10 protein-coding genes are annotated in these 13,804 nt (G+C 71.0%); 3 read left to right on the top strand and 7 right to left on the bottom strand.

The features are described from left to right. Nucleotides 1-22: 22 nt before the first annotated feature. The gene (locus D7Y04_RS09680) at nucleotides 23-2,395 is read left to right on the top strand and encodes a YfhO family protein (protein WP_158627476.1); all 2,373 of its coding nucleotides are present in this window, start codon (nucleotides 23-25) and stop codon (nucleotides 2,393-2,395) included. 9 nt (nucleotides 2,396-2,404) lie between these two features. Here the strand turns inward: D7Y04_RS09680 and D7Y04_RS09675 are convergent, their stop codons facing one another. After that, on the bottom strand, nucleotides 2,405-2,743 hold the full coding sequence (locus tag D7Y04_RS09675) for a hypothetical protein (protein WP_120599489.1): 339 nt from the start codon (nucleotides 2,741-2,743) through the stop codon (nucleotides 2,405-2,407). Nucleotides 2,744-2,795: 52 nt separating this feature from the next. Next, complete coding sequence (locus tag D7Y04_RS09670) at nucleotides 2,796-6,464, bottom strand: tetratricopeptide repeat protein (RefSeq protein WP_121759032.1); 3,669 nt, start codon at nucleotides 6,462-6,464, stop codon at nucleotides 2,796-2,798. A gap of 167 nt (nucleotides 6,465-6,631) precedes the next feature. Between D7Y04_RS09670 and D7Y04_RS09665 the strand changes: the two genes are divergently transcribed. Further along, a complete protein-coding gene (locus D7Y04_RS09665; RefSeq protein WP_233601337.1) occupies nucleotides 6,632-6,997 on the top strand; it encodes a hypothetical protein in 366 nt (121 codons plus the stop codon). A gap of 346 nt (nucleotides 6,998-7,343) precedes the next feature. Here the strand turns inward: D7Y04_RS09665 and D7Y04_RS09660 are convergent, their stop codons facing one another. Further along, on the bottom strand, nucleotides 7,344-8,306 hold the full coding sequence (locus D7Y04_RS09660; protein ID WP_120580357.1) for an SDR family oxidoreductase: 963 nt from the start codon (nucleotides 8,304-8,306) through the stop codon (nucleotides 7,344-7,346). Continuing rightward, nucleotides 8,303-9,157 carry a lysophospholipid acyltransferase family protein gene (locus tag D7Y04_RS09655; protein ID WP_120592868.1) on the bottom strand — a complete coding sequence of 285 codons (855 nt, stop codon included), beginning with the start codon at nucleotides 9,155-9,157 and terminating at the stop codon, nucleotides 8,303-8,305. Before D7Y04_RS09655 ends, D7Y04_RS09660 begins: the two co-directional genes overlap by 4 nt. Before the next feature lie 91 nt (nucleotides 9,158-9,248). Here D7Y04_RS09655 and D7Y04_RS09650 point away from each other — a divergent pair, with 91 nt between their 5' ends. Further along, a complete protein-coding gene (locus D7Y04_RS09650) occupies nucleotides 9,249-10,673 on the top strand; it encodes a DUF2252 family protein (protein WP_121759031.1) in 1,425 nt (474 codons plus the stop codon). Here the strand turns inward: D7Y04_RS09650 and D7Y04_RS09645 are convergent, their stop codons facing one another. The 3 genes from D7Y04_RS09645 to D7Y04_RS09635 all read right to left on the bottom strand — a co-directional run bounded on the left by D7Y04_RS09645 (nucleotide 10,674) and on the right by D7Y04_RS09635 (nucleotide 13,739). Continuing rightward, nucleotides 10,674-11,621, bottom strand: a complete 948-nt coding sequence (locus tag D7Y04_RS09645) for a polysaccharide deacetylase family protein (RefSeq protein WP_121759030.1) — start codon at nucleotides 11,619-11,621, stop codon at nucleotides 10,674-10,676. Nucleotides 11,622-11,636: 15 nt separating this feature from the next. After that, complete coding sequence (locus D7Y04_RS09640; RefSeq protein ID WP_120599862.1) at nucleotides 11,637-12,347, bottom strand: glycosyltransferase family 2 protein; 711 nt, start codon at nucleotides 12,345-12,347, stop codon at nucleotides 11,637-11,639. Nucleotides 12,348-12,425: 78 nt separating this feature from the next. After that, complete coding sequence (locus D7Y04_RS09635; RefSeq protein WP_120599861.1) at nucleotides 12,426-13,739, bottom strand: NAD(P)/FAD-dependent oxidoreductase; 1,314 nt, start codon at nucleotides 13,737-13,739, stop codon at nucleotides 12,426-12,428. Nucleotides 13,740-13,804: the final 65 nt, after the last annotated feature.

Genomic DNA, 13,804 nt, shown 5'->3' with positions numbered 1-13,804 from the left:
GGTAGAACCCGCCGCAGCCGCCATGTCCTCCACGCCCCCGCTCCACCGCCGCGAGTTCCTCTCCGTCCTTGGAGCCCTGTGCGCGGCGACGCTGCTCTTCTTCCACCGCCTGCTCGCCTCCGGAGGGGTCTTCTGCGAGCGGGACATGCTCCGGGTCTGCCTGCCGGCCAAGTGGCTCTGGGTCCAGGCCGTCCGCCAGTGGGAATGGCCGGACTGGACGCCCTTCAATTCGCTGGGGCAGCCCTTCGCGGGCGCCACCGTCACCGGCGCCTTCCACCCCGCGAACCTGCTGGGCCTGCTGGTGGAGGGGCCGGCGATGCTCACGCTGATGGTGCTGGTCTGCTACCCCGTCGCGGCCCTGGGCACCTATGTCCTCCTGCGGCGCTGGGGCACGCGTCCGGGCGCCGCCGCGGTGGGGGCCCTGGGCTTCGCCTTTGGCGGCGCACTGGTCAGCCTCACCAACAGCCTGCCGTACCTGCAGGCCGCCATGGCGCTCCCGTGGTTGCTGGTGGCGACGGACGCGGTGCTGAAGCACGCGTCGTGGGCGGCGGCTGGCGCGGTGGGACTGGTGCTGGGCACCCTCCTCTTCGCGGGAGACCCCCAGGGGTTCGCGGTGGGAGGCGCCACGGTGCTCGCGGTGGCGGCGTTCGGCCCACTGGAAGGCGCGCCTCGCCGCAAGGTCCTTCTGGCGGCGGGGGCGGGGTTGGGGCTCGCGCTGCTCGTGAGCGCCGTGCAGCTCTGGGCCTCCGCGTCCGTCCTGCGAGAGACGTTCGCGGAGCGGCGCACCCTGGAGACGGCCGTGGTCTGGTCAACCCATCCGCTGCGCCTGCTGGACATGGCGCTGGGCAATGTCTTCGCCCTGGAGCAACCCCTGCGCGCGCCGGTGGCGGAGGGGTTGCTGGGCACGCAGGTGAACGACTTCTGGCTCCGCTCGCTCTACGTGGGCCTGCCCATGCTCTTCCTCGCGGGAGTGGCCGCCGCGAGCCGGTGGCGGGAGCGCCGGGTCCAGTTGGCATTGGGGCTGACGGTGCTGTTCGTCCTGCTGATGTTCGGACGCCACACGCCGCTGTATGCGCTCGTCTACGAGCTGCTCCCCCCGTGGCGGCCCTTCCGCTACCCGGAGAAGCTCTCCGTGCACGTGGCCTTCTGGCTCGCGGTGCTCGCGGGGCTGGGCGCCGAATCGCTCGTGGCGCGTGAGGCCCCGGGCAGGCGGCGCGTGGCGTGGGTCCTGGGCGGGATGGGCCTGGGGGTCCTGCTCCTCGCGCTGACAGGCACGGGCGCCCGCCTGGCCGAGTCCCTGAGTGGCCTCTATTCGGGCCGCCCGGAGCTCTGGCCGGAAGTGGCGCGACAGGTTGGTGAGCGGCTCACGGAAGGCGGCCTCCGGACCGGAGGCGTCTGTCTGGCGCTGGGGCTGCTCCTCGTCTGGAGGAAGCTCCAGCCACGGTCCCTGGCCCTGGTGCTCGTCACCCTCGTCGCGGTGGACGTCGGCTGGGTCACCGAGCCCGTGTACGTGTCCTGCGACCGCGACCTCATTGAGGCACAGCCCCTCTTCGTCGAAACGATGAGGCAGCGCGTGGGGGGCGAAACGCTGCTCGGCCAGACGCGTGTGTACACCGCGGTCGCGACCATCCAGCAGCCGAGTCTGGAGGGACTGTCCCCGGACGACAGGGACGCGGCGGCGAACCTGACGATGCTCGTTCCCGACGTGGGAGCGCGTTGGGGGGTGGAGGCCGCGAACTGGTACCTGCCCACGCTCTCCGCGCGCGTCGGGGCGCTGCTCAAGGACCAGCGCCAGTGGTGGCGGCGCTACGCGGGGCTCGCGGGAGTGGGCTTCTTCACCCTGGACGCGCCCCAGGTCCAGAAGCGGAAGATGGAGAAATACGTCGTGGCGGAGAGCGAGCCCTTCGGCGTGCAGCTCCTCGCGAACCCGCTCGCGCTGCCTCGCGTCTACCTCGCGGCGCCGCGTTGCGTGGCGGGTCCGGAGGAAAGCCTGGCCCTCATCGCCTCCAGCGACTTCGTTCCCGGGCGCCAGGCGGCCGTGGAGTGCCTCACGCCCCTGCCCCAGCCCGCGCCGGACGCGGAGTTGGGCAGCGTTCGCGTCGTGAAGCGCGACCCGGACGGCTTCACGGTGGAGGTGGATGCGAAACAGCCCGCGGTGCTGGTCGCCTCGGAGGCCTATTTTTCGGGCTGGACCGCCACCGTGGACGGTGCGCCCGCGGAAGTGCTTCCCACCAACCACGCCTTCCTTGGCGTGGCGCTTCCGGCGGGACTGCACCAGGTGGTCTGGCGCTTCATCCCTCCGGGCCGGGGCATGGCCCTGGCGGTGAGCGGACTGGGCGTGGGCCTCTGCCTCTTGCCGTGGCTGCTCCGCCTGCGGCGCGTCCGCCGGGCGTGAGCGGAGGTTTCAGCCCCTGGGAGCGCCAGGCCCACTGCGGGTGGCGCGCATCAGCGCCCACCGCAGCACGGCCATGATGGCGCCCACCACCACGGCGAGCAGGAAGATGACCGCCACGGTGACGAGGCCGAAGACGACGCGCACGCCCAGGTCGGTGATGCGGCCGCTGAAGTACGCCTCGCGCAGCGGCTCCATGGCGCGCACCAACTCCAGCGCCCGCGCCGGCAGCGAGTCGAGCGCCATGGAGAGGCGCTCGAAGAAGGGCTTGTGGTACCGCCTCCGGACGGACTCCACGACGATGCCCGTCAGCAGGTAGAGCACCGACAGCAGGAAGGCATTGCCCCACATGACCTTCAGCAGGGGGGAGGACGGGGGCCGCGGGTCGCTCACGTCGACCACGCTAGCGCGACGCCCGGCGCTTGAGGAGCGGAAGGGCCTTCTTCACCCGGTTCGCCTCCGGCGCGCCCCCCGCGAGCTTCAGGAAGGACTCGTAGGCCTCCACCGCCCGGGGCAGCTCCGCCGTCTCGCGCACCAGCACGTCCGCCAGCGCCAGGTGCGCCAGGCCGTCCGTGGGCTCCAGCTCCACGGCCTTGGCCAGCGCCTCGCGCGCGGGGGCCTCCTGACGCTGCTTGAAGGCCACCAGGCCCAGGGCCAGGTACGCGCGCCCGTTGTAGGGGGCCAGCTTCACGGCCTCGTCCGCCGCCGCGCGGGCCTCCTTCACGGCCCCGGCGCCCAGCAGCACCCGCGCCAGCGTCACCTGGGCGAAGGCCTTGTCCCAGACGGTGGGCGCCTTGTCGGCCAGGTCCTGCAGCGTGCGCGCCGCGCCACGGCCACCGCCCGGCAGCTGCGCGTACAGCTCGCCCACGCGACCGCACGTCGCGTCCGGCCCTTCCCGCCGCGCCGCCGCGAAGGCCGCGTCCGCGCTCTCCACCTGCCCCTGGCGCAGGAACGCCTGGGCGATTTCGCAGAAGGTGTCCGGGTCCTTGGAGTCCAGCTTGTTGGCGCGCTCCAGCGCGGAGAAGCCGCCCTTCGCGTCGCCGTTGGCGAACAGGAGCGCCGCGCGCAGCCGCTGCCCCTCCGCGTCTTCTGGCGCCAGCTTCACGGCCCGGCCGGAAGCCCCTTCCGCCTCCTTGCGGCGACCGGACTGGTACAGCGCCAGCGCGAAGCCCTTCTGCGCGGCCGCGCTGCCCGGGTTGTCCAGCTGCCACGCCTCGAACTGCTTCAGCGCCTCCGGCGTGCGGCCCAGCGCCAGGAGCGTGCGGCCCAGGGCGTCGCGGGCCTCGCCATGCGCGCCGTTGCGCTCCACCGCCTGCGTCAGCGGCTTGAGCGCCATGTCCGGCAGCCGGCGAGACAGGAGCAGCCGCCCCAGCGAGCACGCGCCCTCGTAGTCGCGCGGGTCCTTCATCGCCTCGTCGAACTGGGCCTGCGCCTTGTCGAGCGCGCGCTCCCGCCAGTACACCTGCCCCAGCGCCACGCGCAGGTCCGTGCGGGGCTTCTTCGCCAGCGCCTTCTCCAGCACGTCGCGCGCCTGGGCGCCGTTGCCCTCGTGCGCGTCCGCCAGCGCGAGCCACGCGACGGCCTCCGGCGGATAGCGGTCGTTCACGCGCGTCTTGCCCAGCTCCACGCGGGCGCGCTTCCAGTCCCCGAGCCGCGCGTACGCCGCGCCCCGCACCAGCGACACCTTGCGGCCGCCGTCGGCCTCCAGCCGCTGCAGGGCTTCCTTCTCGCGGTCGCGGTCCAGCAGCGTGCGCCCCAGGCCCTCCTTCGCGGCCTCGCTCTTGGGCTGCAGCTTCAGCGCGGCTTCATAGGCCTGCTGCGCGGCCTCCAGCTTGCCCGCCGCGCGGCCCGCGGCCCCGAGCGCCAGCTGGAAGTCCATGGCCAGCGGCCCCTGCACGCCCTTGGAGAGCATGGTGCGCGCCTCGTCGTACTTGCCCAGCGCGGACAGGATTTCGCCGTGCACCAGCTGCTGGCGGGGCTGGAGCGCGGGGGGCAGCTTCGCGTCCTGCGCGAGCGGCGCCACGTCCGCCAGCGCCGCGTCCAGGTCCTGCTCCAGCGCGAGCCGGCTCTCCGCCATCCCGATGCGGGCGGCGGGGTGCTCCTTGGAGACTTCGCGCGCGCGCTTGAACATCTCCAGCGCCTGCGCGAAGTCCTCGGAGGCGAGGTAGTAGTCGCCCAGCGCCACCAGCGCACGGACGTTGCCCGGCGACGCCTTGAGCGCGCGGTCGAAGCGATCCAGGGCCTTCTTCTCGTCCTTGGCGGCGATAAGCAGGCTGCCCGCGAGCGAGTGCACCTCCGTCACGTCGTCCTGCGAGGCGAGCAGCGCGCGGTTCGCGGACTCACGGGCCCGGTCGTCGGCGACGAGCGCGTTGGTGGCCAGCACCAGGCCATTGAAGCCGTCCTTCACGCCCGGCTTCTCCAGCGCCTCCAGCGCGAGCCGGCGGTCCTCCGCGTTGGCGCCATGGTCCAGGTAGCGCAGCGCGTGCGCGTAGCCCGCGAGCGCCCAGGCGGCGGGGCTCGCCTCGTCCATGTCGCGCGCGCGGTCGAGCTGGCGGAGCGCTTCATCCAGCGACGCGCCCGTGTCCTGCGCGACGGCGCGCTTCGCGAGTTCCAGCGTCTCCGACAGCGTCTGGCCGCCCTGACGGGAGCGGTAGAGGATGAAGAAGCCCGCGCTCGCGCCCAGGAAGATAAGGGCTACGAAGAGCGCCACGGTCTTCGCGCCATAGCGCTCGAGGAGGGACTGCTTCGCCCGCTCCTTGGCGATCTTCTCGTGCATCTCGCGCTCGTACTTCGCCGCGAGAGCCTCCGTGTCCTTCGCGTTCGCCGCCGCCTTGTTGCGGGCCGCGGCCGCCGCAAGCTCCGTCGCATCCGGGATGTCGTCCAGCAGCGAGCGCTTGCCGCCCGAAGCCGAAGAGACCGGAGCCGGCGTTACCGGCGCGGCAGTGCGAGCCCGCACCGCCTCCGGAGGAGGAAGGTCCCCGAGCAATCCCCCGCCCTGCGGCGCGGAGGGTTCATCCGCCGGAGGAGCATCCGGGAGATCCGCCAGCATCCCGGACTTGCGCCCGCGGCTGGAGGCCCCTGGATCCGCCGCCTGCACGGGAGCGGAAGAAGCCTCCGCGCCCGGATCCGACGGCGCGGCGTCGCCACGTGCCGGATCTGCGGAGTCACCCGAGCCGGACTCCTGGCCCGAGGCCGAAGCGCCTTCGCTCGTCGGATCCGCACCCGACGCCGCACGTCCTCGGCCCGAGCCCGGCTCCTGTCCCGGATCCGACGGACCGCTGGCCGCACGCCCGCGCCCCGAACCGGGCTCCTGCCCCGGATCCACCGGACCGCCACGCGCCGCATCCCGCCGCGAGGCGCCCTGATCACCCGCATCCACTGGGCCAGAGCCCCGAGCGTCCTCCACCACCGGCGTCCCTGCGGGAGCCGAGGGCCCACCATGCGCCTCGACGGAGGCGACCCTGGAGGCCGCCTGCGCATCCGTTCCACCCGCCGGCGTCTCCGTCCGGGCAGCGCGGCGAGGTTCCAGTCCCGCCGCCGCGGCGGCACGCGCCTCGAACGCGGACGGGGCCGCTTCCGAACCCGGCGGCTCCGGCGCGTCCTCTTCCGGCGCGGCCGCGGGGGTCGCCAGGACGCCCAGGTCCGCGAAGATGGGCGCCGGTCCACCGGACAGCGCCTGCTGGGCCTGATCCAACCACTGCTTCACGCGCCCGTTGTTGGGCTGCAGCGCCACGGCCTTGCGCAAAATCGGCAGCGCGGAGCGGTACAGCCCGCGCTGCAGGAGCACGTCGCCAATGAGGTTGTAGGCGTACGGGTTGTCCCGCTCGATGGCGATGGCCTGGTCGAACTGCTCCATCGCCTCCGCGGGCCGCCCCAGCTGGATGAGCGCCTTGCCCCACAGCACCCGCCCCACGACGGACGTGGGGTGGTTGGAGATGCCCTGCGTACACACCTCGATGGTGCGCTGAGCGTCTCCCTTCTCCAGCAGCGCCTTCGCCAGCTCCACGAAGACGGAAGAGGTCGGGTCCTGCCGGAGGAGCTGCTCGTAACGCTCCACCATCGACTTGGCCATGTTGAGTCGCGACTCCGGTGCGCTAAGCGGGGGAGCGCGGACCATACCACTGCCCTCGTCCGTTCCGCCCAGCGGCTGGTAGCGTCGCGGCCATGAAACGCCTGTCTGCCCTGATGGTCTCCTTGTTCCTCGGTGGGGCCTGTGCCCACACCCCTCCCAAGTCGGACATGGAAGCGCTCCGCCCAGTCGTCGAGGGCTTCCACAAGAACCTGCGCTGGAGGAACTACCGCACCGTGTCCACCTTCCTCGTCCCCGAGGAGCGCCAGGACTTCGACCGCAAGCGCCGCGAGCTCCACGACGACCGCGACCTCACCGTCACCGACTTCGAAATCGAGGACGTGAAGCTCGCCGAGGACGGCCGCCATGCCACCGTCCACAGCCGCATCCAGTGGATGCGCCTGCCCTCCGTCACGGAGCAGACCGACACCGTCACTTCGGAGTTCGTCTTCCGGGACGGAGCCTGGCTGCTGGAGAAGCAGCTGTCGGGCCCCTTCGCGGGCGAGCTGGAGCCACGGGAGAAGCCGTCCCCGTAGCCCGCAAAAAAGTCGCCCACCGTCTCGGGGCCGGCCGAGACGATGGGCGTCGAGAGTTCCCCAATGGAACCCCCTACCAGGGTGACGATGTCGCGCGGTACTTCCGGCCCGCTGCGACCCCGCCGTGTTGCCTGGTCTCTAGAGCAATGCGGATGCCAACTCCTCCGCCCCCTACCCTGCCCCTGGTTCCCACGGAAAATCAGGAACTTGGCGGCACTCACTCCCCATCGCCACCGTCCCATGCCTGACAGAGTTGTCAGGCCCTCCCTGCCATCCCGCCACGTTCCCCCTGACATGACTGTCAGGGAACTGTCGCGGGGCCCCACGAAAAGCCGCCGCGCCCCCGCTACTCCCCTATGACGGAGCGGATGGTGTCGCGCATGGAGTGACGGGACTTCCAGCCCACGTCCTGGACCCAGCGGTTGCCGTCCACGGCGCAGAGGAACTGGATGTGGTCCAGCTCCGGCGGCGGGAAGTTGGCCAGCCGGTAGCGGAACATCAGGCCCAACAGGGGCCGGGCCACGGGGTGTGGCACGGGGATCGCGGTGTGGCCCAGCTCGCGAAGCACGGCGGACAGGGGCACCTGGCCGGGGCCCACGACGTTGTAGACGCCCTTGGGCTCCGGGCGCAGGGCCTCCACCATGGCGCGGGCGACGTCCTCCACGTGGATGAGCTGCACCATGGGGTCGAAGCCCGCCATGGTCCACGGGTGGCGCAGCCGCAGGTAGTTGGACGGCGCGTTCTTGATGGTGGGCCCGACGATGTGGACGGGCCGCAGGATGACCGTCTCGATGTCGGGGTGCTTCCAGAAGAAGCTGTGCGCCAGCATGTCCACTTCGATGAGGTCGCGCACGCCGGAGAAGCGGCTCGCGGCCATCAGCGGCGCATCCTCCGTGAGGAAGTTGGAGTTGTCCGGGCTGGGGCCGTAGACGTTGGCCGAGGACAGCACCACCACCTTCTTCACGCCGTACTTCGCGCAGTACTCCAACAGGCGCGTGGTCCCCACGACGTTGAACGAGTGGTGCTCCTCCTCGCTCATGCGCGGGTCATGCATGATGCCCATGTGGATGACGGCGCGGACCTCGTTCTTGCGGAAGACGTCCTCCGCCTTCTTCTTGCGCAAATCCAGCTGGTGCATCTCGACGTCCTTCGGCTTCCCGATGAAGGGACGCCGGTCGATGCCGATGATGCGCTCGCGCTTGTGCAGCATCTTCGCCAGCGTGCGGCCCAGGTTGCCGCTGATGCCGGTGACGACGACGGCCGGGCGCTTGTCCGCGACGGCGTCCTTCTCTTCCGTGGAGGCGCTCACCAGAACACGCCCCGGCGTTCCTTGAGGCCCTGGTGGAGCATCGCCTGGATGGAGGCCTTCACGGTGCGCACCTTCTTGTCCAGTTCGCTGTCCTCGTCGTCCGCGCGGCCGGTGAAGTGGAGCGCGTCGCCGAAGTAGATGCGGTACTTCGTGGGCAGCGGGAAGGGCGTGCCCGTGGGGGTGATGGGGAAGGACGGGAAGCCCAACAGCTTCGCCACCGGCTTCAGGTTCATCAGCGCGGGCGCCTGCTCCTCCGCGCCCACCACGGCGATGGGCACGATGGGCGTGTTCGTCTCCAGCGCCAGGCGCATGAAGCCCAGGCCGAACTCCTGGAGCTGGTAGCGCTGGGGCCACAGCTTGTTGAGTCCGCGCGTGCCCTCCGGGAACACGAGGATGGCCTCCTCCGCCTCCAGCAGCCGCCGGCAGTTCTCCGGCGTGCCGACAATCTGGCCCACGCGCGCCATGAACGTGGAGACGTACGGCAGGGACGGCACCCACTTCTCCACCATGCTGCGGATGGCGCGCGGCGGATTGCCCTCCACCATCAGGGCAATGCCAATCATCGCGCCGTCCAGGGGCAGCTGGCCGGAGTGGTTGGACACCAGCAGCACCCGGCCCGCGGGGATGCGGTCCGCGCCGTAGGCCTCCACCCGGAAGTAGTGGCGATAGAGCCACATGAACGGGGCGATGGCGGCCAGGCTGTAGTCCAGGTTGAACCCGAACGGGTCCACCCCGTACTCGTTCTCCGTCCGGGCCAGGGCCTGGAGTTGGTCGGACTGCTGCTCGCCGGCCATGCGCTCGGTCCAGCCGCGCAGACCCTTCTTCACCTTGTCGCTGAAACGCTCCAGCATGGGCTCGCTCCTTAGCACCCCCGCCCGCACGCCGGGAGTGGGCCCACAACCCGCGATGCCCTTCTGACGATAATCCGCCGGAAGGTCCCGCATGCGCATCCCCTCCAAGCCCTCCCGGACGTCCGCCCCCGGCTCCACCGTCGCCGCCACGGTCCTGACGCTCGCCTCCTCCGGAGCCACCGCCGGAAGGCTGGCCCCCGACGTCAGCGACTTCCAGCCCCAGGCCACCACGTCACGGACGGGCAACACCGTGGCGGTGAACACGCTGGCGCCCAAGCGGGCCCAGGCGTCCGGACTGGAGCGGCAGCCCTCACAGGCCGTGTCCTTCGTGCGCGACTTCAACGCGCGCCTGGACCTGCCGCCCGCGCGCCTGAAGGAGAAGCTGGCGCAGATGCGCGCAAGCCCCTCCGCCATGTTCCGCGCCATGCCCGCCCTGTTCCACGCGGACCTGCGGGGCCCGTACGCGCAGGAGGCACGGCTGACGGACCGGCCCGCGCCAGACATCCGGGTGGTGGGCGACGCGCACGTGGGCAACCTGGGCACGTTCCGGGGGCCGGACGGCAAGGCGGTGTGGGGGCTCAACGACTTCGACCAGACGGGCACCGCGTCGCCGGAAGCGGATCTCACGCGCCTGGCCACCAGCGCGGTCCTCACCGCGCGCGAGGCGGGTCTGTCCGCAAGCGAGCAGGCCAAGGCGGTGGAGGCGCTCGCGAAGAACTACTTCGAGACGCTGGAGCTACTCGCGGACGGCGACGCGAACCCCGGAGCGTTCCTGGACAAGAAGGAGTCCTCCGGGCCGGTGAAGGACCTCGTCACCAAGGCGCGCGACACGTCCGCCAAGGACCTGCTGTCCAAGTACGTGAAGCTCGATGGCGCGAAGGGTCCGCGCTTCCTCTCGTCGGACACGCTCAAGCCGCTGGACGCGGAGCGCAAGGCCGCGGTGCGGACCGCGCTGGCGGCCTACGAGAAGACCCTGGACGGCACGGAGGGCGTGGCGGTCCCCTTGAAGGTGCTGGATTTGGCGGAGCGGCTGGACGCGGGGGGCAGCAGCTACGGACTGGAGCGCGACTACGTGCTCCTGGGCGCGGCGGATCCGAAGGCGCCCCCCGTGCTGCTGGAGCTGAAGGAGTTGCTCGCGTCCGGCGTGACGTCGCCGCCGGTGCCCGCGAACGGCGCGGACGTGGTGAAGGCGCAAGAGGAGCTGGGCGGCGCCATGAACCCGCTCACGGGCGCGGTGAACATGGGCGGCCGGGCGTTCCTCGTGCGCGAGGTGGAGCCGGAGAAGAACAAGCTGGACGACGCCGTGCTCGGGAAGAAGAAGGCCCTGCGCTCCACCTTCGAGCAGGCGGGCGTCGTGCTGGCCCGCGCCCACGGCAACACGCAGGCACAGGCGAAGTGCCTGGAGGACTGGGTGGGCGGAGATGCGAAGGAGGCCACGAAGCGGCTGGTCGCCTTCGCGCAGTCCTACGCGGATCAGGCCGAAGCGGACTGGAAGGCCCTGAAGGCCGCGCGCTGATCAGAGCGTCGCGGACAGCCGCCCCGCCGCGTCGCGCAGGGTGACGACGTCGAAGTCGTCCTTGAGCCACTGGAAGATGCTGCGCAGCCGATCCATCTTCTTCGCGGCGCTCACGCGCAGGTCGCGCTGCTGGCGCGCGAGCTCCGGCGGGATGCCGTCCGTGGCGTCCAGCACGTCGACACCGTGTAGCTCGAAGTTGAAGAAGGCATCCGCCCGGCACGTGCGGTACGCGGCGCGCATCGTGCCGCGAGGCAGCGTCGTCGCGAACGTGCCGATGAACGGGAAGCGCACCACCGGAGTCACCGTCATGGGCAGTTCTAGCACGGCCCCCGAACCGCGCCGGTAGGGCTGCGCGGGGTCCGGCCGATACGGCACGCGCGGCGCCAGCAGCACGCGAGGGGTGTCCAGCACGGAGCGCGACGGCCGCCCCAGCGCCGCGAGCGCGCCCATCACCGCCGCCTTCGCCGCGTAGTACGGGGCCGCCGGAAACGCGGACGAACCGTACCGGTAGCCCTGCGCCACGGTGGCCGCGTACAGGTCCGCGTTCAGCGTGTAGCCCGGAGCGCGAAAACCCGAAGGACGCACGCCCACGGCCTTCAGGATGGCCGCGTCCGCGCGCGCCAGGTCGTCCGCGATGGCGTCCGGCCCTCGCCGGGTGAGCGCGTAGTCATGGGCGTGGCTGTGGCTCGCAATCTCCACGCCGGCCGCGTGGGAGCGCCGCATGCCATCCGCCGCGCCGGGGTCGGACTCCAGGTCCTCGCCGATGACGAAGAACGTCCCGGGCACGCCCACCGCCGCGAACAGCTCCAGGAAGCGCTGCACCGCCACGCGGTGGATCAACGTCCGCGCGCGCTCATCGAGCAACGATTCGGGCAGCCCGTGGATCCGGCAGTAGTGCGGCAGCGAATCCAGGTCGACGGAGATGGACGCCAGGCGCGCTGCCGTCATGGGGCGACCCTCCGCTCAGGTCCCGCGGACGCGGATGACGTAGAACAGCTTGCCCACGTTCTTGAGCACGTTGGGCACGCGCTTGAACAGGTGGATGGACGGCTGGCGCTTCTCATGGAGCTGGATGGGGATCTCCATGACGTTCAGTCCCTCGCGCCACGCGCGGATGACGAACTCGCTGGCGAACACGTCCATGTCCACCACGCACTTCTGGATGACGGGCAGCAGCGCTTCCCGGCGGAACGCCTTCAGGCCGTGCGTGTCCGTGCCCTGGAAGCCCAGCGCCACGCGCAGCAGCTTGTTGTGCACCCGCGTGGCCGCGCGGCGGATGAGGGGGCGCTGGTCGCTCGCGCCCTTGGCCGCCTTGGAGCCCACGACCATGTCCGCCTCGCCGCGCTCCAACCGGGGCAGCGCCGCGTCGTAGAAGGTCAGGTCGCAGAGGTCGATTTCATCGCAGACCACATAGGTGCCCTGGGCCTTGAGGATGCCTGCCTTGAGCGCCACGCCGTAGTTCGGCGTCTCCGAGTGGAACCAGCGCAGGCGCGGGTTCTTCGCGCAGAGTTCCTCCAGGAGCCGGGGCGTCGCGTCGCGAGAGCCGTTCTCCGCGAAGATGATTTCGTAGTCGAGCCCGCGAGCATCCAGCCCCTGACGCAGCTCTTCGGCTGCCTGGGCGATGATGGATTCCTCGTTGTAGACGGGGATGACGACGGAGAGGTGCAGGGCCATGGGTCCGGAAATCCGAAGGGAAGGCCCTGGGGCGTAGCACGCCCCCGGACTACCGTCGACAGGAGACGACTCCCTGCGTCAGCCGTTCAGCGTCCGGGCGCAAGCCCGCCCGTCCAGGATGGCGTCCTCCATGGAGGCGTACTCCCACTTTCCATAGCGCCCCGCCATGAGGATGCCGGCGTGCTCCAGGAAGCGCTTCACCTCCGCCATCGCGGGGCCGTAGGCGTCGTCGTAGAGGACGTACGCGTTCGGAATCTCCCGCCCCTTCGCGAACAGGATGTCGTCCGCCGAGTGGATCATCCGCGAGCGCACCAGGTCCTCCACCGCGAACTTCTCCGCGTCCGCCACGGACAGCTCTCCGTGATGGCTGAACTCCACGGAAAAACTGGCCGTGTCCGGCGGGGCCAGGGGCGCGAACACCGCCGACGGCGCCCCGATGCGGTACGAGTGGAACTCCGGCTCCGGCAGGTAGATCCAATGCCACGGCTGGCGGTTCGCGCCCCGGGCACCCACGCACACGTACGTGACGATGAAGGCGCGCAGGCGCTTCGTCGCGGCCCGCACCTCGTCCGGCACGCCGGAGGCGCCCTTCCCGATGAGCTCCACCAGCGTGGGCAGCGCGATGGAGGACACCAGCCCCGAATACGGCACGGTGCGCCCGTCCGACAGCGCGACCTGCTTCGTCTTCCAGTCGATGGAGACGGGCTCGGTGCGCACGCTCAGTTCGCCGCCCGTCAGGTGCTGCTTCATCGCTCGCGCCAGACTCTCGATGCCGCCCTCGCGCGGGTAGAGGAACGACGCGTTGTAGCCCAGCTGATCACTGCCCGCGCCGAGCGCCCCATCCACGACCTCCTTGAGGGAGGGGCGCGGCACGAACCGGCCGACCCACGCGGCGGACATCTCTCGCGGGTGCACGGTCCAGAGCTTCTGGTTGTAGGGCAGCATGAAGTTCTTCGCGAAGCCCTCGCCCATGTAGCGGAGGATGAACTCCTCGAAGTTCACGGGGTCGCGCTCGCGCAGGGCGCGGCCCTTCTCCCCGTAGATGGCCTCCACGTAGCCGACCAGGTTCTCCGCCACGACCTCCGGCGGCAGCCCGTGGGTGTTCACCTGGTAGGGGAAGCGGGTGAAGGTGTCGCGCGAGAAGATGGCGGCGCGGCGCTGGATGCGCACCAGCTGGTCCGGGAGCCAGAGCGTGTTGACCAACTCCTGGATTTCCGGGTCGCGCAGGTGGAGCCAGTGGCCGGTGGGGTCGAAGTAACACCCGTCGATGACCTCGGTCTTGATGAGGCCGCCGACCCGGTCGGACTTCTCGATGAGGCGCCAGGGGCGCTTGAGGAAGTGCGCGGTGGACAGGCCCGCGAGGCCCGCTCCGAGGATGACGATGGGATCCATGCGCCGCCGGGTCTACCACCCCGGGAGGGGACCTGGAAAAGGGATGCACACTGTTGGTGTTGGCG

This window comes from Corallococcus sp. AB038B (assembly GCF_003668955.1).
Taxonomy (GTDB): domain Bacteria; phylum Myxococcota; class Myxococcia; order Myxococcales; family Myxococcaceae; genus Corallococcus; species Corallococcus exiguus.
The sequence above is the reverse complement of the archived record's forward strand: the minus strand, read 5'-3'. Positions and strand labels throughout refer to the sequence as shown.